The sequence below is a fragment of the Aliiglaciecola sp. SL4 genome, assembly GCF_041538045.1.
In the GTDB taxonomy this organism is placed as follows: Bacteria; Pseudomonadota; Gammaproteobacteria; order Enterobacterales; family Alteromonadaceae; genus Aliiglaciecola.
On record NZ_JBGOSE010000007.1, the window covers coordinates 159,658 to 181,641 of the forward strand.

Sequence of the window (21,984 nt, forward strand, 5' to 3'; positions counted from 1 at the left end):
TATCATATGAAAACAAAATTATTCCCCCGCAAACCGATTCAATTTGGCGTGAGCAAAACCAGACTAAATTCTGTGTTGGCCAGCCTATTATTGTTGCTCTCAAGTACACAGGTATCTGCGGATGTGCAGGTTGAGTTAACCGAACCAAACTGGCAGTTTTTATTAGAAAGTGCCCCGGTGAGCCCCGTCAGTGCCCAATTGCCTCCGGCGGAAAAAGGATTTGCCCGAGATATTCAACCTTTATTAACCCAACAAGACTTTAATGCTGTAGCTAAAGCGTTTGAACCGCGCTCGTTAGAAAACGACAGCGCCGCTTTGCAGCAGTTGCGCGGTCAAGTGATGTTAAGCTTAAAACGTTATGACGAAGCTGAAGAGGCCTTGAAAGCCGCCTTACAACAGATGCCAAACTTGGCCCTAGCTCATCGCAGTCTAAGTATGTTGTATATGCTAAATAAAAATTACTCAGAGGCTAGAAAACACTTAAGCCGCAGTATTGAGTTAGGGGTGGCAGATGCGCAACTATATGGTCAACTTGCCTTTATTAACCTAAACAGCCAACAGCCAGCGGCTGCTATTGCTGGTTATCAACAAGCTCTTTATTTGCAGCCTGATAATTTACAATGGCAACAAGGTTTGCTTTACGCTTGGCTTAACAGTCACAACTTTAATGCCGCACAACGCCTAGTTGAAGATATGATTGAACAAGGCCAACATCAGAACCCCCACGAACTCTGGTTGCTGCGCAGCCAAATTGCTTTGCAGCGAAATCATCCTGAACAAGCATTGAGTAGCTTAGAGGTTGCCTTGCAGTTAACCCCTAAAGACTTGAGCAATAGTTTGTTGGCCGCCAAGTTACACGTTCAGCATGGCAGTATTCCCCGTGCTATCGAGTTATTGAAGCTCAGCTTAGGGAACGATGATGTGGTGGAATCCGCAGAATATTGGGCAACATTAAGACAAGTTTTACCATGGCTATTGAACCAACAGCGTTATACATCTGTTGATTCATTACTCGTCGCTACAACTGGTGTTGAGATTCCAACAGACTTTCAAGCAGAGCTTAATTTATATCGAGGACAAATTGCGGTTGCTCGTAATGCAAATGACCGCGCACTTAAGTATTTTTCTCGGGCGATTAAACAAGACCCCCTGTTACCTGAAGCCGTGTTAGCTATTGCAAAGCTCTATCAAAGTCAAAATCAGTATCAACAAGCGGAAAATTATTTTGTCCGTGCCAGTACCTTACCTCAAGTTCAACAACAAGCTTTAGTGGCCCACGCGCAAATGCAAATTGAACAGCGTCAATTTCAACAAGCGGTAAACTTACTTCAACAGGTCGTGAAACTGGATCCAAATCGAAGAGATATTAAACATAATATCAGTGAGTTACAGAAAATAATTCGTCAGGAACAATATGGTGCTTAAGTACGTAACGGCAAATAAAGGTACCTTGTTCGCAACGATTTCTATTTAAACTTAACTAAGTATATAGATGTTTGTGCGTGTTGGTTGTTTTGAGTAATCTAAATAAGGCTAGTTTTGTAAAGACAATCTTTACACTTCAAATCAAGTAATTTCCAATTATAACTGGTAAAATTCTGCGCGAAAAATCCCCCAATCAATAAAGTACATTCGAACTCACAGTACGTAAATCTCGTCTAAAGTTGAGATCCTGCTAATACATAGCACTTAAAACGTGAGTCTTATTTAAAGGAATATTAAATGAAAATATTATCAGTTCTACTTATCTCTGCACTTGCTTTGTCTGGCAATGCAATAGCAGCCGACGATACACTTAATAAGTTACAAGGATTACTTGGAAGCTCTTCGACATCACAACTAAGCGAAGCTGAAGGTTCAGACACAAATGAAGATAAACAATCTTTTGACGTTGCAAGTTTAGTGAGTATGGTTTCAGATAATCTAGGTGTCTCAGAAGCGCAATCTGAAGGTGGATTAGCGTCAATTTTTGATTATGCTAAAGACAACCTTTCAGATACAAACTACAGTGAACTTGCGCAAAGTGTTCCAGGTTTAGACTCTTTATTAGAAAACGTACCTGCAATCAGTTCAGATTCATCTTCCGACAGTTCGTCTATGTCAGGCTTACTTAGCAAAGCGTCTGAATACAGTTCATCTTTAAGTGCAATGAATGAATTAAAACAGCAGTTCGAAGCCCTTGGCTTGGATACGGATATGATCACCAGTTTCATAACTCAAATTAATAGCTACTTTAGTGATGATGAAGATACGCTTTCTTTGTTGCAATCTGGCTTAGGTAACTTAGTTACAGCCCTTTAATTCATTAATATAAATAACACTATTTCCAAAGGTGTTACTCAGTATACTTTACGCCCTGTTTGCTCATTGCATACAGGGCGTTTATTCCCTTCTGACAACGTTGTAAAACCAATATTATGTCCCTTAGAAATTTATTTTCAGCATTTCGTAAACAGCCTAAATGGTTGCGAATAAGCACTTATCTATTAAGCGTATATTTCATTTATGCATTAATTTTAGGCTTGTTAACCCCTCTGATTTTGCAATCTCAATTACCGCAAATATTGAGTGATAAATTTCAACGAGTTGTCAGTATTGAGAAAGTAAGAATAAATCCATTTTTACTGCGGGTTCGTGTCTCAAACTTCGTGATTGAAGAGGATAAAAGTGACGAACTTTTTGTTAAAGTTTCTTTATTGGAAGTTGATGCTGGTTTTTGGCAGACCCTGATACACCTCACACCAACTTTAGAAAGCCTGTCTATAAAAGAGCCGTATGTACATTTAGCAAGATTGACTGGTGGTGAACAAACCCAGTTTAACTTTTCTGACATCCTTGAGAATTTAAGTAACGATAATAGCCAGGATGAAACTACCAAAAAAGACTCTGAAATTCCTCACTTAAGAGTAAGTAACATGGTGCTGGCAGGGGGACAAATATTATTCTCTGATGATGTATCCGCAACTAATATTGCATTTCCTAACCTAGCTTTTGACGTTACCGATTTTGATACCCTTGCGGCATTATCTACAGTAACTCAACAACAAGATAAAGTGACTGCTGATAATCATTATGACGTGCAGATCGAAACTGCTGAGGGTGGAACTATTGGTTTTGCTGGTCAAGTCCAATTAGCACCCTTTGAAATTAAGGGAAATATAGCCCTTTCTGCCATTGCTCTCGCTCCTATATGGCCCTTATCGGATGATCTAATTGAAGCCCAATTAACTGATGGTTTATTGGCGTTTTATGCCAACTATCATCTGTCGGAAGGGAGTGAAGGAATTCGCTTTCGCGCCAATGACACGCAATTATCATTATCTAATTTGGCAATATCTGATAGCACTAAGCCGCGAATTACAGTGGCACAAGTGAGCATAAACAATCTTAACTTGGACACCGACTCTGAACAAATTGATGTGGCTGAAATTATTATTAATCAGCCTTGGATTGACACTAACTTTGATAAGCAAGGTTTAGATTTACAAGCTATGTTTATGCCGTCTACCTCTGCTACATCAACGCAAGCCAATGCTTTACCTCCGCAGGAAAAAGGGTCTTCACAAAATCAAGGTGAGGAGTCCAACTGGCGGGTGATCTTGCAGTCTTTCGCCCTAAACGGGGGAGATATTCAAGTTAAGGAAACGCTTGTGTCCGAAGGGATGTTTTGGCGAGTATTTGATTTCAATATCGCTACCGGTATGGTTGATACTAAGTTTGAAGTACCCATCGAATTTAACCTAGGGTTAGCTGTAGGGGGAGATGTTACCTCGTATCCGGAAATGGCGTCTGGTTATTTTAATAGTGAAGGGGAAGTTAATGTCTCCGCTGAGCAGATCTCTGCTGGGTTTGAAATGAAACAATTTGCTTTAAACCAACTTCAATCCTATTTACTTCCATATGTAAATGCGACCGTACAAGATGGGATCGCAGCGCTTTCGGGATCATTTGAAGCCGGTAGCAGTAGTCCAATAACGTTTAGCGGCGAAGCCAATATTGCTAATTTAAAGGTAATTGATGGGTTACAACAACAGCCCTTACTTAAATGGCAGGATCTGAATATTCAAGGTATTCAATATCAGTCAATGGAAAATCAACTTTCAATACAAACTGTTGTGTTTGATCAACCCTTTAGCAAGTTCATTATTTACCAAGACAAACAAACCAATATCGGCGACATTTTGGTTGAAAGTGCTTCAAACGATGCTGATTCGACAGCAGAGACAGAAGATAGCCCGTCTTCCATTCCAGCTCCGCAAATAGAAGCTGATGAGCAGCAAAATGCTGAAAATGTGCAGTCTAATCTTATGGCCATTCAAATTGGCGATATTACAATAAATGATGGCAGTGCTTATTTCGAAGACAACTCTTTAAAAGCGCCTTTTGCCGCCGGTATTGAAACCTTAAATGGCAACATAACTTCACTTTCCTCTACACCAGGTACCGCAGCGAATGTTGATTTAATGGGGAAAATAGATGGCTACGCACCAGTGTTACTTAAAGGTGAAGTTAATCCCCTGATTGAGCAAATGTATCTAGATTTGAATTTTTCCGTTGATGGCGCTGAACTGACGTTTGTTAACCCCTATTCTGGTACTTATATGGGGCACTTTATTGACAAAGGTTTACTGTCACTAAATGTGAATTATCAGCTCGAAAATAACCAGTTAGTGGGGGACAATCAGCTTGTTATTGACCAACTTACCTTGGGTCGTAAAACCAATTCGGATCAGGCGGTTAGTTTACCCTTATCACTAGCAATTGCTTTGTTACAAGACTCCAACGGCGTAATTGATCTGGGAATGGAAGTCTCCGGAGACTTAAATAATCCGAGTTTTGGTTTCGGCTCAATTATATTCAAAGCCTTAGGCAACATTATCACCAAAGCGGTAACCGCACCTTTTTCTTTATTGGCCAATTTAGTAGGCAGTGAGGATGAACTCAATAAAGTTCTCTTTACTGACGGTTCAGCCGAGCTAGACGAAAGCGCTACCAAAACATTGACTACTTTGGCTGAAGCCTTGGCAAAACGTCCAGGTCTAAGTGTTGATATTGAAGGTACGGTGAACGAAGTGAGCGATGCCTATGAACTGGCGGAGCAGAAGTTACAAAAACAATTATTGGAGCTTTCCAATCAAACAGTCTTGCCTGAGAATTTTGGCCCCTCCACAGTGCCAATTTCAGGTCCAATTGCCGAGGCTTTAAAAACCTTGTTTACTACAAGCACAAAACAAGATGTTGAAGAACAAAGACAGCTAGTAAAAGCTAAGCTGCAAACTCAGGATAGTGAAAAAGTCATTCCAGCGGAGGAATTAGAACAAGGGTTGATGATTGCAATGTACAATCAAGTTCGAAGTACAATCGAAATTCCTCGCCATGAATTAGCTAAGCTTGCCGAAGATAGGGCCAAATCAGTTAAACTCTTTTTAACTAGTAATGGAATGAACCCAACAGGTTATTTTTGCTCAATAGTCGTCAACACTTAGCCAGTGACCAGAGTGGCGTAACCCTGACGCTGAAAGCGAACTAAGGAAATCAGTTTACACCTAGCAGTGAATCAAGCTTGCTACTCACCTGAGTGAGCAAGCTTGAATTGATTAAACCTAACTCGCCGCGCTAACCTACTTAGCATCGAACCCAGTAAGCACAAACTTCTGAACCCGTCTGCCAGAGCTGACTTCTGAGGTATATAGATTGCCGTCGCCGTCTACTACGACGCTGTGAAGCCAAGTAAATTGTCCTGGATAGCGCCCTGGGCGACCAAAACTGCCGAGTACTTCATAATTATCATGCCATAGGATCCATATACGCCCGTTCATCATATCTGCCACGTACATATATTTATTGTCGGGGGAAAAATCGATATCTGAAGCTGTTCCTAAACCGCCAGTATCGCCAGCAATAATCACATCTTGGAGGAATTCAATTTTACCGTCGGCATTAGCTTTAAACACTTGAATACGGTTATTGCGTCGATCGCAGACATATATACGACCGTCTTTCGATTGTGTTACACAATGCACTATATCGCCAAAACTCTGTGCCTCTGTACTGGTATTTTCACTGTTGCTGGTGGCTTGAGACACGTCAAAAGCACCTTGTCTTGTGCCACCGCCGGGTTCACCACCATACGCGCCCCATAATTGGTCAAAACTGTTGTCGTCAGTAGTAAAAGAGGTAATACGCTTGTTGATGTATCCGTCGGCGATAAATACCTGATTGTTAACATGGTTATGGAAAATATCCGCTGGATTCCCTAGAGCATCTTGGCTTAAATTGCCATCGGTTTTACCCCGCTGGCCAAACTGACGAATGAACTCTCCTTTACTGGTAAAGTTCAATACAACATGGTCACCCTTACCATTCCCCCCAAGCCAAATCGTGTTATTGTCGTCAACATAAAGGCCGTGCACTTTAGCCGGCCATTGATTGGTTCCTTCAATACTCGGCGCTAATTCTGGACCACCCCAAGCATCAAGCAATTCGCCGTTTGGAGAAAACTGCAACACATGAGGTGCAGCTTCACAACACAAACCTGTGTTGTTACTCAATCCAAGATCTAATCTACCAAGTGAATTAGGCCGGTGTAACACCCACACATTATTTTGTTTATCCACGGCTAGGCCAGGTACTTGCCCCATGATCCAGGTAGCAGGCATTGTAGGCCAACTTGCATCGACACTGAACTGTGGGACTTTGTGATTTGGCTTAGTTGCAGGATAACGTTCAACCGACACCAAGCTACTGTGAGAGATTTTCTGATCTTTTGTTGGTAACGCCTCACAGACTCCACAAACAAGTGAAAACAGACTTAACCCCAAAGCCTTCAACCCAAGGGACTTTAATCCCAGATTAGTCGTTGGTAAATATGATTGAATCATCTTAGCTGCCTATAAATTAAAGGTTAATTTGAGTGACGCTTGACGATAGCACCGTGCTTAAAGTCGAAGGGTCAACAAGCAATACACTTCATCCTAGATAAGTACGCATTAGGTTAAAATTAGTTTTCGTTGAAATGTAGATAAAAGGAGACTTAAATGGAAGGGGGGGCGAAATTGTTTCATTTGGACAATGACTATTGGGTCATATCATACATTTTTAGGCAATTTAGAAAACTTGAATCATGCTTTAACAGGAAGCGAAAGATGAGCATTAAATAGTATATTTCAACAAAAGAAGTGTGCCAGCAGGTCTGCGACTAACATGATTATTCAGTGACCTGCTGCTCAATGTTTACCGTTTAACCAGAGACTAATTGCCAAACACCTTTAATCCCCACAGCTGATGTAAAAATAGAGAACAACAATATTGCGCCGAGGATAACATTGGCAAAGGCTGTATTTGTATGCTCTTTCATTAAATCTTTGCGATTCCCTAAATAGAAAATACAGGCAACGGTCACTGGCAGGATAACCGCATTAAATGCTTGTGAGATTATCATCACAAATACTGGGCGGGCTTCGAAAATCGGTACAACCAAACCTAATAATGAAATCGCAAATACCATGATACGGAACTTGGGTAGGGTCATGTCTCGTTTTGCACCAGTATAATCGCACAATAGCCAAGGTAGCATAAGGATGTTTGGAAACTGCGAAGATACGCCAGCGGCAATCAAACCAAATGCAAATATTGAAGTAGCCAACGAACCTGCTAGCGGTTCTAAAATGCTGATCATTTGTGAAGCTTTTGATAAACCAATACCTTCCACAAACAAGGTTCCCGCTGCTGCAGCCATAATGGAAGCACTAATAATAAACATTAGAAATACCGAAAAAATGGCGTCATTTCGTTGTTTACTGTAGTCAGCCAAGGTCCAGCCAGCTTCTTTCACTAAGGTTGTACGGATGATAAACAGACCGGAAAATACCGTGGTACCAATCATTGATGCGATAACTAAAAATGGCCCCTTGTCAGAGCTCGATGTTACCTCTGGGATACTGGGGACTAAGCCTTTTAAAATCTCCATGGGAGGCGGCATCATGATAAAAAAGTTAATCAAAAAGCAGGCCGACATAATGGCAACCACCACCGCTAGGCTGCGCTCGAAAAACTGGGTTTTACCATTCCAAAAAATGAAGTACACCAAGCTGAGAAAAAATCCAGCAAAGTAGATGGGGGAGATACCGCCATCGACTGCCGACTTTGACCATTCGTAACAGATATCGGCCACTATTCCCATAACACCCATGACACTGCCGCATACTCCAAAAGTGAGCGCCACTAAGAAGAATATGCCAACTCCAGGGTGTATGTGTTTTCTAAAGGCTTGAAGAGCTGTTTCTCCAGTGATCAACGTATAACGACCGTACAAGTTGATCATGAAAAAGTACACAAACATGAGGCAATGATTGTCCATAATAGCGACATGCCATAGTCTGCCCCAGCCTTAGCCATGGCGGTAACACTGCCTGTACCAATATTGAAACCGAGCAGGAAAATACCTGGTAGAAACAGAGCTAAGCCTTGGGCGAACTTTTGTTTCAGCGATTTTTACGAGGAATTTTGCATTTTAACTACCTAAGTTATCGTTACGACTTCATCAATTACCAAGCAAAAGATGAAGCCGTTTTTAATGGTGCTATCCGCCCGGATAACATTCCAAAACCGTCATTCCCGATTCTGATTCATAGTCGAAATCATCCACTTTTGCAGGGCAAAAGAAGCGGTCCCACTGATTTAACTGGGTAACGTCATTTCCAACCCGCAAAACACCGCTTCCTTGGGTAACGACACCGATGAAAAACGCATCTTGCTGGCGTGGGAAATTGCCTTTAACTGTAGCTCGTCTGACGGTAAAACACGGGGTTTTATCTGGCCCAATTAGCTGTTCAAGGGTATTTCCTGAGTTATCATCAATAAGCACGTCTGGAATACAACGAAACTCGTCGTCAATTTTTTCTGGTGGTATAGGTGAGAAGTTAAATGCATCTAATGCGTTTTCGATGCCACGATCCATGAATCGCGCCTTTTCGGGGATTACATATCCACATCTTTCAAACTCAAATCTTACCGCTAAATCAGAAGGTTCCATAATTTCTAACATCAATATGCCTTCACCCAACGCGTGGGGACGGCCGCCAGGTAGCAAGAATACGTCTCCTGGTTTAACCGGTATACGGTCGAAACACTTTTCAATGGAAGCAATATCTTGTTCTTCTATCCATTTTTTGAGTTGCTCACGACTTGGAGAGCGTTGAAAACCAGCGTAAATATAGGGATCGGTTACATCTTCGCGGATCTCAAGAATCACATAGGCTTCAGTTTTTCCACGAGGATACCCCAACCTTTGTTGGGCAAATTCACGGGTAGGGTGCGCTTGGAAATGCAATCGAGTTGCACTGTCTAAGTACTTAACGAGAGGAATATCATCTAATGAGCGAGGAGCATCGTCCACCGAGCCTAAAAACTGTTGTTGCTTTTGGTTGAGTAGATCACGAAATGGCACTGAAGAGCCATCTTCAAGCTGGACTGTTGCCAAGCCTTCAGATATGTCTTCGCGGCCAATATTGCTTGCTTCTACCGTTGAACCAATCCAATCTTCTGGGAAACTTGAGTCTTGCGGGTTTTCTTTACCTTCGATTAAATCGAGTAACTTTCCGCCTTGATAGGTGCGCCAAACACGATTGGCTGAGAACTTGATTATATCTTTCATGAGGAAGGCGCTTCCAACTGTGCAGAAAGGGCTCTCATAACACCTCTTACTTCAGCTAGACCTTTTAAACGACCAATGCCGGAGTAGCCTGGATTGACGGTTTTATCGATGTCATCCATCATTTGATGACCATGGTCGGGACGGATGAAAATATCTTGATCCTTAACTTCAGCTTGTCGACGTCGACTTTCTTCGAGTAACAACTCTTTAACCACATGGATCATATCGATATCACTATCGAGGTGGCTGGCTTCGTAAAAAGTTCGTTGCTCTTCTGGGTCACGACTGACACCGCGAAGGTGTGAAAAGTGAATACGAGGTCCAAACTGCTTAGCCATTGCCGGTAGGTTGTTGTCTGGACGACTACTGTAGGTACCAACACATAGGGTAATACCATTGGATGGACTAGGTAGCGCATTAAACAGAATGTCGAGATCGTCTGCGGTACATATAATACGTGGCAGTCCTAACATATCACGGGGTGGATCGTCCGGATGTATGGCGAGTTTTACGCCCAAGGCTTCGGCTCGTGGAAGCACTTGTGATAGAAAAGCAAATAGACTTTCACGTAAGCTATCACTGGTGACATCTTTGTAGTTGGCTAACATGGCACGGAAGTCATCCAAGCCATATGCATCAGTCATTTTACCCGGTAGGCCGGCAATAATATTGTTGGTCAGCTGCTCTTTTTCGGCTGCCGACATAGCTTCAAAGACCTGTTTCGCTTCTGCTATTTCAGCTTCGCTGTATTCTGCCTCGGCATTTTCTCTTTGCAGAATAAACAGATCGAATGCTGCGAATTTTTTCTGGTCAAAGCGCAGGGCATAGGCACCATTAGGAAGTTTGTATTTAAGATCTGTTCGAGTCCAATCGATTACTGGCATGAAGTTGTAGCAAATCGTCTTTATCCCACACTTGGCAAGATTCTCCATGGATTCAATCCAATTATCGATATACTTTTGATGGCCAGGTCGTTTTAGTTTTATATCTTCATGCACAGGAATACTCTCAACTACGCTCCACTTGAGAGGCGTAAGACCATCTTCACAGTCTTCTATAAGAGCTTGATATTGGCGAATTGCGTCAATCGACCAAACGTCACCGGTTGGGATATTGTGTAATGCACTGACCACATCAGTTGCACCTGTTTGTCTTATGTCATTTATGGTTACGGGGTCATTGGGTCCGAACCATCTCCAAGATTCACGCATGTTAAGATTCTCTAATTTAAGATAAAAAAGTCAGCTTTTCACCCTCACTGCACCACCAATACCATGTGTATTTGATTATTCCCTTGGCCAATTAAAGTAAGGTTTCTACTTTTGAAAGTTTCTTAGAGTAACCTTCCTGTGCGTGCTTTACACATTAAAATTAGTGTCAACTTCCATCTTGGAAAGGTGCATGATTGTGAAAATGGAAAGATTAAAGTATCCAATAATTGAAAATTGGTCAACCAATACATTTCTCATTTCATGGTGTCACATTTATATTTCGGTTCTTTTTCGAACAAATCATTACAAATCATTACAAATCAATGATAATCATGGATACATAATCTTAACTTTCTCTCGGATTGATAGATATTTGTAACTCGCTGTAATATATGTAGTATTTTTTGTTTTTGTGGTTTTTATTTAAATTTGGTTATTGGGGTTGGATATTTGGTTAGACCAAAGTATTAATTAATTGTTAAAATATTTATTACCAAAAGGTTGACCTTTACGAAATTACTTGTAAGTATTACGTAAATTATTTGTAAGTTTGAGCTGGTTTCTTGTACTGAATAAATTTGTTTATATTTTTTCTAAACTATATTCCTTAAGAAGACGCTCAATCAGCAAAAGTAAGCTTAAAACACACATAAAACTCACAGGAACAATATATGCAACACAGATTATCGAAAATTACTTTAGCGATGCTTTCAGCAACCGCGCTAAATATGTACGCATCTGCTCTTGCACAAGATGCTCTAGCAAGCGCAGAAGACGACTACGAAGTTATTCAAGTAACTGGTATCCGTAGCTCACTTACTAGTGCCCTAGCAGAAAAACGTGAATCAAATAATCTCGTTGAAGTTATTGAAGCGGTAGACATTGGTAAGTTACCCGACCAAAACTTAGCGGAAGTTTTAGAGAATGTTACCGGAATCCAGATTACTAGGACCGCAGGTGTTGGTACAGGTGTTCAAATCCGTGGTACAAACTCTAACCGTACAGAAATTAACGGTGTATCAACCGTAGGTTCTGGTGCTGGCCGCAGTGGTATTAGTTTCGAAGATGTCTCTGCTGGTATTATAGCGGGAGTTGAGGTGACCAAGTCTCCTGAAGCTAAAACAATCGAAGGATCTGTGGGTGGTACTGTAAACCTTAAAACAATACGTCCACTGCAATTAAATGACACATCAATTTCTTTCCGTGTTCAAGGTGAGAATAGTAGCTTGTCAACAGACAGTACTTTTACTCCTCGTCTATCAGGTACCTTTGGTGACAACTGGGATACAGATAACGGCGAATTTGGTGTAGTAGTAAGTGTTAACTACACAGAGCAAGATGTAACTGCATTTCGCCCTCGTGCCGACAGAGATAACTCTGTTGCAGCAGATAGCGGAGCAGCAAGTGCTCAAGAATTTGACTACCTACCAATTCAATTCTTTGTACAAGATTACGATAACTACGAATATGAATCGACAAACATCGCAGCTACATTTGAGTGGGCGCCTAGAGAAGAGTTAAAGTTATTCTTTGACGCGATTATTAACGATCAAGAACGTAGACAAGAAAGCTCAAGAATTCAAGCATCAGGTATCAGCGGTCTTAAAGACCTTGCGGCACCTAGTGAATTTGAAACTGTTAACTTTGGTTCTTTAGGTGGACAAGACCTAGGTAGTATCCAAGCTGCAGTTCGTGGGGTTATTCCTATTGACGAAGATGGTTCAGATGGTAACCTGCGTTTCTCTGGTGATACTAACTCTCGTTTAACTAAGAGTGAAATCTATAGAATTGGTGGTGAGTGGACAGGTGATAACTTCAAAGTAAGTGCCGAGCTATCTTCTTCAAGCTCTGACACTACTACACCTAGCTTCAACACTACATTGAACTTCATTAACCCTAACTCTCCATTAGATGCAGAAGCGCTTTTAGCAAACCACTATGCTAATGAAGAAAACGGCAATGAAGATTTATATGATTCAAACGAAAATGGTACGCCATTTATTTATGATTTAACCGGTGGTGCCCTAACGTTTGGTGTTGCAACTGGTGAAGCAAATGGCCCTACTACAGAGCAATTACTAAACCCAGCTAACGTTGTTCTACGTGACGTGGCCATTGGTAACAATGTTGCAGAAAACAGTGAAGATGCATTCCGTACAGATTTCACTTATTACCTAGACGGTGTAGTGACTTCAGTGGATGTTGGTTTCCGTTACAGTAAAGTAAATAGTCTTCGTGATGAGATTACCACGAGTGTTGGTTTAAGAGAATTTGCTGATAGCCCTACTGGTGACTTATTCGCAGAGTTGTTAGTACCAGGACCAACTAACTTTAATGATGCCGATGGTAGAGAGTTATATGTTCGTGACTTCTTACTTATCGACGCAGAAAGAGTTGCTTCAGACCCAGACGGTGTTTTGGATATCTTAAATGATGCGATTTTAGCTAACAATGCTATTACCGGTTCAACTCGAGGTCCAATTAGCTCGCCTACTTCTAGCTCAGCTGCCTTCTTCGATATTGAAGAAAAGACAACTGCTTTATAAGCTCAGGGTAATTTCTCTTACGAAATGTTCCGTGGTAACTTCGGTTTACGCTATTTAAAAACTGATGTGACTTCAAGAGGTAACTCTGTAACTAACGATGTGGTTACTGCTGTAACTACAGAAAGCGATTACGACTTCGTGTTACCACGTATTAACGTAGTAGCTGATGTCCACGATGATGTTGTTGTTCGTATGGGGTGGGGTAAGGATATTAGACGTCCTGATTTCGATGACCTTTCAACATCTTACACTTTCTCTACCAGTCCAAACCCAGCTGTACAGTTAGGCAACCCAGGATTGGTTCCAGAAGAAGTAACTTCATTTGACCTATCTGCAGAATGGTATTTTGCTGAAGCAAGTATGGTTAGCCTTGGTATTTTCCATAAAAAACGTTCTGACTTGCACGTAACTCAACAAGAAGACCCGTATGAAGATCCAGAAACTGGTTTCCGTGATATTACCGATCCTTGTGAACAAGGTGGTATCTTCAACCCTATTGCTGATATCAATGTATTCGGTCCAATAGGTACAGGTGTTTGTGTACCTACGTCACAGAAAATTAATGATAGTGGTGAAACGACTCAGAAAGGTATTGAGTTTGCTGTTCAGTACGATTTAGCGAGCTTTGAAGACGACCTAGGTTGGGCTTCTGGCTTTGGTGTGATTTTCAACTACACTATTCAAGAGTTCTCAGGTGGTGAAGCTGAAGATTCTGCTACAAGTCGTGCAAATGCAGTGTTTGCTCTATCCACTGGTGTTGAAGATATTGATGTGTCAGCAGTTCAAGGACTACTTGACTTGTCTGAAAACTCTTATAACTTTACTTTGTACTATGAAAAGTATGGTTTGTCAGCTCGTATGCGTTACACATGGCGTGAAGGCTACCGTTCAACTGACTTCGGTAGTACGTCTAGCTTGCCTTGGGGTTTCCCAGTGGTTCAAGAAGACAGAGGTCAACTTAACGCTAGCGTAAATTACGATATTAATGAGCAATTCAACGTAGGTATTGAAGCCGTGAACTTAACGGAATCAGAAGTTGAACAATCTTGTATCAATGAAGGTGCGTTGCTTTGTTACCAAGGTTTAACAGACCGCAGAATTACCCTTGGAGCTAGCTACCGCTTCTAAGGTAAGTAAAATCTACTCTAGGTTGCCGTTAATAAACGGCAATCGTTAGATAAATATATGATGATAAAAGCAAGCCTGATGGCTTGCTTTTTTAGTTTCTAGCCTTAGCAATCCGGCTTAGGTTTTATATCCGCAAGTGCAGGGCCATTGCATTTATCCCATGCGCTCTACTCCATGATCTTTAAGGGGTTCACTCTAGGTTCGCTATTGTTTCGCGGAAGTGTTAGTAGGGAACAATTGCTGGATAGCTTCTTGCAAAGTTGGCAGCTATAGAGATAACTCTGGCTTTCCTATATTCGACGTACTTAAATTTTATGACTACCTTTTTAAAGAGCAGTATTACACTTTGCTAACCAGTGATAAATTGCTGTAAGGGGAATCTATCCAAATAAGTGAACGGCAGTAAATGAGACGGGGTCTTGATTCGATTGAAATTTACTGTGTGATTATGGAAATATCAACAACGGGGGGGAATCGTTGTTGATATTTACATTTTTAAGATGTTTGTAGCAGCTGCTTTCTTGTAAGGGTTATTTAGAGGATTTTACCGACTCTATCCAATTTTCGATATTCGCCTCTAATACCGATAGAGGTATTGAACCGCTGCCTAACAAAGTATCGTGAAAAGCCTTTATATTGAATTTATCACCTAACTCATTTTGGGCTCGTTCGCGCAGCTCCAGCATTTTTAACTGGCCAATTTTGTAAGCAAGAGCTTGGCCTGGCCAGGAAATGTAGCGATCGATTTCGTTGATAATATCAGCTTCACTTTTAGCGGCATTGGCTTTGAAATAATCGATGGCTTGTTGTCGTGTCCAACCTTTGTAATGTATGCCCGTATCTACCACTAAACGAATGGAGCGCCACATGTCATAGGTTAGTTGACCAAACCGAGAATAGGGGTCTTTATACAAACCTAAATCATAGCCTAGGCGTTCGCTGTAAAGGCCCCATCCTTCCACAAACACCGTGAAGTTTAGAAAGCGGCGGAATGCTGGCATTTCATCCATTTCCATTTGTAACGCCAGTTGCAGATGATGTCCTGGTACAGCTTCGTGTACGCTCAGTACTTCCATTTCATATTTGGGACGGGTTTCTGGTTGATATAAGTTCACATAATAATAACCTGCACGGGAACCATCTGCGGCGGGCGGGTTGTAATATGCAGTAGTCGAATCAGGGGCAACCGCATCAGGGATAGCTTTTAAGCCATAGGGCATGCGAGGAAGTTTACCAAATAATTTGACTATCTCTGGGTCGATACGTTTGCTGATTGCAAGGTAAGCCTCAAACAGATCCTCAGGCGTTTCATAATAAAATTGTGGATCTGTACGTAAAAAGTTAACAAACTCATCAAAAGTGCCGTCAAAACCGGTTTCTTCCATCACCTTGTCCATCTCAGCATGGTTACGGGCAACTTCATCTAAGCCTATCTGATGGATTTCATCTGGGGTGAGCTCTGTGGTGGTAAAATAACGTACTTTTTGTTCGTAAGAAGCCTTTCCGTTGGGGGTATCCCATAGGCCGTGGCTCGCACGGGTGGCTGGTAAATATTGTTCAACAAAAAATTCATAAAATGCCCCATAAGCAGGCACGATTTGATCAGTAATAATGCTCTTGGCTTGTTGTTGCAGTCGTGCTTTTTCATTTTCGGCTATGCTGTCATTGATATTGGCAAATGGCTTATAAAAAAGACTCTGTTCCGGCTGTTCTACAAGCTGCTTTTTAATTTGCGCAGGGATACGTAGCATAGTATCGCGGGAAGGCATTATGCCCTGGGAAATACCGGTTTCCATTAAGGTTTGATTTTGCTCTAGTAGCTTGGGGATTTTTTCCAGTCTTGTTAGCCAATTTTCATAGTCTTTGACCGAACTTAGCGACACGAAGTTGGCCATGTCGTCCAAGGTTTGCACCCCTTGATTTTGGTCTATCGGCATAAGATACGACTTATATTTGTGCTCTTCAATGGACATTTCCAGCTGCCATTTAAACAGCTGATAATTGGTTTTGTCCCCTGCCGACAGCTGATTCGGATCAATAGCGTTGATTTGTTTTAAGGTATCTTGGTAATGCAGGTTAGTCTGATGGAGAGCTTCTAGGCTCATATCTCGCCAGCGACTGTTAAGCTCATCATTCCCCAAACCCAGATAGCTGGCAAAGTCTGGGTATGTCTCCATGGTGTATTGCCAGTCATCTTCCATTAGCTGTTTAAATTGTTGGTCAACATTTGATGAGACTGGTGCTGGTGCAACGGATTGCACATTGATTTGGGTGTGGCCGGCGCAACCACCCATTAGTATTACAAGTAATCCTGTTTTTAATAATTGTTTTGTCGACATCCCTGCATTCCTTTTTGGTTGGTTTTTAACCATCCTAGAGGAATGACAGGGGATAATCAACTTGCTCGCTAAGTCATATACAATAGCGTTTTTATGAAATTACTGAAGTATGGCTTTAACTTCGGACTCCACCTTGTCATATGTTGATGACTCGATAAACCCAATGGAAAATGTTGATGGTGTGGATAGGAATTTATCTTTTTCATGTCGACCAAATCCTAGCACTGTCATATAAGGTCGGCTGACGTAATCATCCGGATGTGCATCATCTTGGTGGTGTAATAAATACAACACTCTAGAGGTACTCACATCGCCAAAAGCAAACCATTCTGGCGAGGGAAGATCACCAATAAAAGCTTCATTGATGGGATGTTGTAGCTCATCGACAGAGGCATACCAGAAATCAGTTTCGTCCATCTCTCCACCGGGTACGCCTTCATATTGCACCCAATATTTATAGCCTTCACTGACTTTTTTCATGCTAAAGTCACAACGGTCGGGGTAAAAATCCCACTGACCTTGCCATTGCCCATTTTCTGAAGTAAATGTGATACGAACATGTTTATCACTTTCGATCTCTACCACTGATGTGGCTGGATCTGTTCCTGCATTCATAGCATGAAAGTAATTACCATCCTGTTTATGGATGGCATTGGGAAAACCACGATACTCGCCTTTCCAGCCTGAACCTTTTTCATCATGGAAGCCAATCCAATCTACACCATCTTTATCAAGCATACTGGATAGGCCACCACCTTGTTTTTCTAGATAAAAAGTAGCATTTTCAATTTTGACTATATAGGCTTCTAGTCCACCTGCAGACTCATCCACACCATGGCTTAGGGTGACTGGCTTTTCTTCATGCTTTTCTTCAATAGCTGGTTTGCAAGCGGCGAGTAGCAGAAGACCACTGGCAATAAAAACAAATTTTAATTTTGAAAACATAGAGTTTGCTCGTGTAATAATTCGTTAAAATAGAAGCAATAGCACCGCTTATGCGGTGCTTACTACTTTTTTAGAGCTAGCGCTTCTTTTCAATAAAAAGCCGACAGTAAGAATGGTTAGTGCACAACAGACAAACACCAAACGTCCCCACATTGGATTCGGAATCAACATCATTGCAAAGACGCCAACTCCCATATACATCACCATGGAACCGAGCTTGCTCCGCTGTTGACGGTCAAATTCGTCTTGTTCAAAGTCAGCAATAAAGGGCATTTCAAGATCTTCAAAAAACAATTCTCTTTCACTGATATGTTGATCCTTTTTCTCTGAATAAAACAGGCTGGATAAACAGAAGAAGCTAGCAGTGATAAGTAGGTGTCCACCAATAGTGATCATCAAGTTTATATCGATGGATTCACGGCGAGTAAACTCTTGTTCCATGCCAAGCAAATCAGCCAGCACTTGTGGTGTGAATATATTTGCAGCAAACCATGATACGAACAAACCCACGACCACTGTTGCCCATGGGGCCCACTGAGGAGTCTTTTTGATAAACAAACCAAAAATAAGTGGGATCAGCAAGGGAACTTGGATCATAGTTGACACATTCATCATCAAATCGAACAAGCTAAGTTCTTTTAAGGATTTAAAGAATAAGGCCACGGCGATTACCAAAATACCACTGATAAAGCTGACAATTTGACTGATGGTAAGCATGTGCTTATCGCTGACATCTTTGTTTCTTTTGGTCAAAAAGGGCTGATATATACTGCGCACAAATATGCCCGAATTTTTATTCAAGGCAGAGTCCATGGAAGACATAGTGGCGGCAAACAAACCGGCCAACAAGAGTCCAACTGTGCCCACCGGCATAGCATTGCGGGTAAACACTAAATACACGGCATCAGCGGCTTTGTTACCTAATTCAGGATAAGCAGCAGCTGCATCAGGGTATAAGGTGGCAGACGCCCAAGGGGGTATAAACCAAATAATACTGCCTACGCCCATCAGTACCATGGCCAGCAGTGCCGCTTTACGGGCATTGTCAGAATCTTTCGCATTCAAAAAGCGAAATGAATCATGCATGTTCATGATGGTGATCATTTGTTTGGCGAGGAAAAATACAAAGGTGGCCACTAAAATTAGGCCGTAGTTCATATCTGGGCCCATCACAAAGTCTACCGGGAAGTTTTCTATCATCGCAGTGGGGCCGCCCACGTTAATCAGGGCAATAATGGCACAGGCAACAGAAATGACGGCAACCACGAGGGTTTGTACAAAGTCAGAGGCAACCACTCCCCATGCACCAGATAATACCGATACGAATAATACCGTTAGGCCGGTGGCGATAATGGTGGTGCTCACATCAGCGTCAAACACCACGCTGGTGAACACGCCTAGCGCATTGAGCCAAACGCCAGCATTGATAAAGCTAAAAGCAATCAATGCCCAAGAGAAAAACTGTTCGTTTTGATGGCCAAAACGTCGCTTAATTCCTTCGGTAGGGGTGTCAACGCGCATTTGACGAAAGCGCGCTGCAAAAAACGCCCAGCCGCAAAAATATGCAAAGGTATTAGCAAAAAATACTAAGCTGATGGAAAAGCCATCAGTGAAGGCTTTTCCAGCTCCACCAGTAAATGTCCAAGCAGAGAACTGCGCCATAAACGCAGTTGAACCTACCATCCACCAGAGCATACGACCGCCGCCGCGAAAATAATCACTGGTGGAGTTGGCCGCCATTTTTTTAAACGTAAAGCCAATGCCGATGACTAAGGTAAAATATCCGGCAATAACGATATATTCATATAACATGAGTAAGCCTTTTATTGCAGATGACTAACGTCAACCCAATTGTCATTTTTACGGATTAAATCGATTAGTTGCTGATATTGGCTACCTTCTTTGAATGTTTGGTAAGGGGCAACCTCTTCACCTTTAATGTCGCTTAACAACTCTCTGATGAGGTAACGCCAATTCTTCTCAGTGTCGCCTTCAGCATCAGGTACGTTATTAGCAATGTCTTCTGGTAACGCAAGTTCTTGCCACCCATTGGCTTTGTCATGGACGTACAAGGGACCGCTTGCATAGTGACCTTTAATATAGATAGCGCCTTCACTACCATAAATAACAACATGATCTTCGTTGAAGCGAGGGTGTAACCCACCGTGTTTAAATAATACGGATACTGGATTTTTAGCCATGTCACTTTCGATTTTCGCCAACACGGTATAAGTCCATTCCACATTGGATTCGCCCCACTTGAGCTCTGGGTCATTTAAATCGCTGGGGATGAAATCGCGACGTTTTTTGAAGTTATGCACACCTTCAACGATAGGCGCTTTACCTAAATCGTCCCGTACTTCGCCCATAATCGAAAGGATTTTTTCACCGACGATAGAGGTCACAATAGAAAGTTTATGGGTGAAGTTGTTGTTTAATCGACCGCCGCCATGTTCTTTGCGATGTGACCAACCAAAGGGAATATCTCGTTCTAAATTGAAGTGGGATATACATTCAACTTCCAAAGGCTCACCGATAGCGCCGGCTTCAACCAAGCGTTTGGCGTGGATCACATCAGGCATATAACGGAAGCTTGCCGCAAAGGCAGTTTTAACATTTTTGGCAACGGCTAAGTCGTATAGTTGTTTGGAGGTTTCACCACTTTCAGTTAACGGTTTATCACAGAATACGTGGCAGCCATATTCAATGGCAGCGGTAATGGCTTCAACGTGAGCGCCTCCTGGGGTGGCAATAGAGACCACATCGGGTTGACAATCTTGTAAGGCTTTTTGCCAATCTGTGCCCGCATATGGGATGTTCATGTCTTTGGCTACTTGCTCAACGACACTTTGTGTTCTACCTACGATCCCTACAACTTCGGCACCCATATCTCGAAATGCTTCTGCATGCCCTTGGCCCGCAAATCCGGTGCCGAATACTAATACGCTTATCTTTTTGCTCATGTTGTGTCTCCAACTTAACAACGTTTAAATTCAAAAAAGTAGAACTGGATTACCAATTCCAAATGGTTCCATCTTCTAATCTACTAACGGGAAGATAAGAACGTTTATAGGGATATTTACTCGCTTCTTCTTCATCAAACTCAATCCCTAGACCTGGGGCGTCACTTACATACGCCATACCTTGTTCTACTTTAATTTGATGTTTAAAAATTTGTTTTAATTGCTCGTTACCTAGGCCGACGAACTCTTGAATACCAAAGTTAGGTGCCCAAATATTAAGGTGCATGTGGGCAGCAAAACAAACTGGCGACAAATCAGGGGCTCCATGGGGGGCCGTTTTGACGTTGTAAATACTGGCAAAGTCAGCCATGCGTCTCAACGCGGTAATGCCGCCTGCATGGGTAGCCGCAGCTCGAAGGTAATCAATTAACTGGTTTTGAATTAAATCCTTACAATCCCAAATAGTATTGTAGGTTTCACCAATCGCCAGTGGCGTAGTGGTGTGCTGTCTGATGACTTTATAACTGTCTTGATTCTCAGCAATGGATGCATCTTCCAAGAACATCATTGCCAAAACGTTCTCTGGCTTGGGCAAAAAGATCGACAATCATATTAAAATATTTTTGCGTAGACCAAGCTTCTTCAGGAGGTAAAGGACGATTACCCTGTAATTCATAGTAATCTTTTTTATCGCCCAACACACCGTAGGTGACATTTAAGCCAGGCACTGCAGATTGCAATCTAACCGCTTTAAAACCTTGGTTAATCAACTCTTCGGTTTTATCTAGGGTATCTTCAATGTCTTCACCACTGGCGTGGGCATAAAGTGTTACCCCTTGTCTGCTCTTGCCACCTAATAACTGATAAACCGGAAAGCCTGCAGCTTTTCCTTTTATGTCCCAAAGCGCCATATCTATAGCTGCTACAGCTGCCATGTTCACTGGCCCTTTACGCCAATAAACACCTTTATATAAATACTGCCAAATATCTTCGATATCATGGGCATTACGACCAATCAAACAAGGTGCAACATGCTCTTCTAAATAACTAACCACTGCCATTTCGCGACCATTGAGGGTAGCATCGCCGATGCCATGTATGCCTGCATCAGTAATGATTTTCACCGTGACAAAATTTCTGCCGGGGCTACAAACAAATACTTTGATTTCTTTAATTTTCAACTGATATTCTCTCTTT

The 21,984-nt window shown here is 42.0% G+C and carries 12 protein-coding genes and 2 pseudogenes; 5 read left to right on the forward strand and 9 right to left on the reverse strand.

Features of this window, described 5'->3' with window-relative positions; genetic code table 11:
* Positions 1–6: 6 nt before the first annotated feature.
* From AB6T38_RS12290 to AB6T38_RS12300, 3 genes are all read left to right on the forward strand, one after another.
* The gene (locus tag AB6T38_RS12290; RefSeq protein WP_372547597.1) at positions 7–1,425 is read left to right on the forward strand and encodes a tetratricopeptide repeat protein; all 1,419 of its coding nucleotides are present in this window, start codon (positions 7–9) and stop codon (positions 1,423–1,425) included.
* Positions 1,426–1,722: 297 nt separating this feature from the next.
* A complete protein-coding gene (locus AB6T38_RS12295) occupies positions 1,723–2,301 on the forward strand; it encodes a DUF2780 domain-containing protein (RefSeq protein ID WP_372547598.1) in 579 nt (192 codons plus the stop codon).
* Between the two features lie 116 nt (positions 2,302–2,417).
* A complete protein-coding gene (locus AB6T38_RS12300; RefSeq protein WP_372547599.1) occupies positions 2,418–5,486 on the forward strand; it encodes a DUF748 domain-containing protein in 3,069 nt (1,022 codons plus the stop codon).
* Between the two features lie 135 nt (positions 5,487–5,621).
* On the opposite strand, the gene AB6T38_RS12305 is transcribed toward AB6T38_RS12300, so the two are convergent.
* The 4 genes from AB6T38_RS12305 to uxuA all read right to left on the reverse strand — a co-directional run bounded on the left by AB6T38_RS12305 (position 5,622) and on the right by uxuA (position 10,866).
* Positions 5,622–6,881, reverse strand: a complete 1,260-nt coding sequence (locus AB6T38_RS12305) for a beta-propeller fold lactonase family protein (protein WP_372547600.1) — start codon at positions 6,879–6,881, stop codon at positions 5,622–5,624.
* Positions 6,882–7,240: 359 nt separating this feature from the next.
* Positions 7,241–8,359 carry an NRAMP family divalent metal transporter gene (locus AB6T38_RS12310; RefSeq protein ID WP_372547601.1) on the reverse strand — a complete coding sequence of 373 codons (1,119 nt, stop codon included), beginning with the start codon at positions 8,357–8,359 and terminating at the stop codon, positions 7,241–7,243.
* Positions 8,360–8,581: 222 nt separating this feature from the next.
* Positions 8,582–9,655, reverse strand: a complete 1,074-nt coding sequence (locus AB6T38_RS12315; RefSeq protein ID WP_372547602.1) for a class I mannose-6-phosphate isomerase — start codon at positions 9,653–9,655, stop codon at positions 8,582–8,584.
* Positions 9,652–10,866, reverse strand: coding sequence for a mannonate dehydratase (uxuA, locus tag AB6T38_RS12320; RefSeq protein WP_372547603.1), 1,215 nt, complete (start codon positions 10,864–10,866; stop codon positions 9,652–9,654). The genes AB6T38_RS12315 and uxuA overlap by 4 nt, the downstream gene beginning before the upstream one ends.
* A gap of 671 nt (positions 10,867–11,537) precedes the next feature.
* Here uxuA and AB6T38_RS12325 point away from each other — a divergent pair.
* Positions 11,538–13,412 carry a TonB-dependent receptor plug domain-containing protein gene (locus AB6T38_RS12325; RefSeq protein WP_372547604.1) on the forward strand — a complete coding sequence of 625 codons (1,875 nt, stop codon included), beginning with the start codon at positions 11,538–11,540 and terminating at the stop codon, positions 13,410–13,412.
* 12 nt (positions 13,413–13,424) lie between these two features.
* Positions 13,425–14,540 (forward strand): annotated as a pseudogene (locus AB6T38_RS12330) (TonB-dependent receptor domain-containing protein); the annotation flags it as partial.
* 530 nt (positions 14,541–15,070) lie between these two features.
* Here the strand turns inward: AB6T38_RS12330 and AB6T38_RS12335 are convergent.
* The 5 genes and pseudogenes from AB6T38_RS12335 to AB6T38_RS12355 form a co-directional block, all read right to left on the reverse strand.
* Positions 15,071–16,879 carry a DUF885 family protein gene (locus tag AB6T38_RS12335; protein WP_372547605.1) on the reverse strand — a complete coding sequence of 603 codons (1,809 nt, stop codon included), beginning with the start codon at positions 16,877–16,879 and terminating at the stop codon, positions 15,071–15,073.
* Between the two features lie 99 nt (positions 16,880–16,978).
* Positions 16,979–17,824: a hypothetical protein gene (locus AB6T38_RS12340; RefSeq protein ID WP_372547606.1), complete on the reverse strand. Its 846-nt coding sequence runs from the start codon at positions 17,822–17,824 to the stop codon at positions 16,979–16,981.
* Between the two features lie 48 nt (positions 17,825–17,872).
* A complete protein-coding gene (locus tag AB6T38_RS12345) occupies positions 17,873–19,636 on the reverse strand; it encodes a transporter (protein WP_372547607.1) in 1,764 nt (587 codons plus the stop codon).
* A gap of 11 nt (positions 19,637–19,647) precedes the next feature.
* Complete coding sequence (locus AB6T38_RS12350) at positions 19,648–20,787, reverse strand: Gfo/Idh/MocA family protein (protein ID WP_372547608.1); 1,140 nt, start codon at positions 20,785–20,787, stop codon at positions 19,648–19,650.
* A 49-nt stretch (positions 20,788–20,836) separates the two neighbouring features.
* Positions 20,837–21,968 (reverse strand): annotated as a pseudogene (locus tag AB6T38_RS12355) (enolase C-terminal domain-like protein).
* Positions 21,969–21,984 lie beyond the last annotated feature (16 nt).

What these genes read in the sequence shown, in the direction of transcription:
- AB6T38_RS12315 (WP_372547602.1), bottom strand. Translation starts at nt 9,655, where the DNA reads ATGAAAGATATAATCAAGTTCTCAGCCAATCGTGTTTGGCGCACCTAT.
- AB6T38_RS12295 (WP_372547598.1), top strand. Translation starts at nt 1,723, where the DNA reads ATGAAAATATTATCAGTTCTACTTATCTCTGCACTTGCTTTGTCTGGC.
- AB6T38_RS12340 (WP_372547606.1), bottom strand. Translation starts at nt 17,824, where the DNA reads ATGTTTTCAAAATTAAAATTTGTTTTTATTGCCAGTGGTCTTCTGCTA.
- AB6T38_RS12290 (WP_372547597.1), top strand. Translation starts at nt 7, where the DNA reads ATGAAAACAAAATTATTCCCCCGCAAACCGATTCAATTTGGCGTGAGC.
- AB6T38_RS12345 (WP_372547607.1), bottom strand. Translation starts at nt 19,636, where the DNA reads ATGTTATATGAATATATCGTTATTGCCGGATATTTTACCTTAGTCATC.
- AB6T38_RS12310 (WP_372547601.1), bottom strand. Translation starts at nt 8,359, where the DNA reads ATGGACAATCATTGCCTCATGTTTGTGTACTTTTTCATGATCAACTTG.
- AB6T38_RS12300 (WP_372547599.1), top strand. Translation starts at nt 2,418, where the DNA reads ATGTCCCTTAGAAATTTATTTTCAGCATTTCGTAAACAGCCTAAATGG.
- uxuA (WP_372547603.1), bottom strand. Translation starts at nt 10,866, where the DNA reads ATGCGTGAATCTTGGAGATGGTTCGGACCCAATGACCCCGTAACCATA.
- AB6T38_RS12335 (WP_372547605.1), bottom strand. Translation starts at nt 16,879, where the DNA reads ATGTCGACAAAACAATTATTAAAAACAGGATTACTTGTAATACTAATG.
- AB6T38_RS12350 (WP_372547608.1), bottom strand. Translation starts at nt 20,787, where the DNA reads ATGAGCAAAAAGATAAGCGTATTAGTATTCGGCACCGGATTTGCGGGC.
- AB6T38_RS12305 (WP_372547600.1), bottom strand. Translation starts at nt 6,881, where the DNA reads ATGATTCAATCATATTTACCAACGACTAATCTGGGATTAAAGTCCCTT.
- AB6T38_RS12325 (WP_372547604.1), top strand. Translation starts at nt 11,538, where the DNA reads ATGCAACACAGATTATCGAAAATTACTTTAGCGATGCTTTCAGCAACC.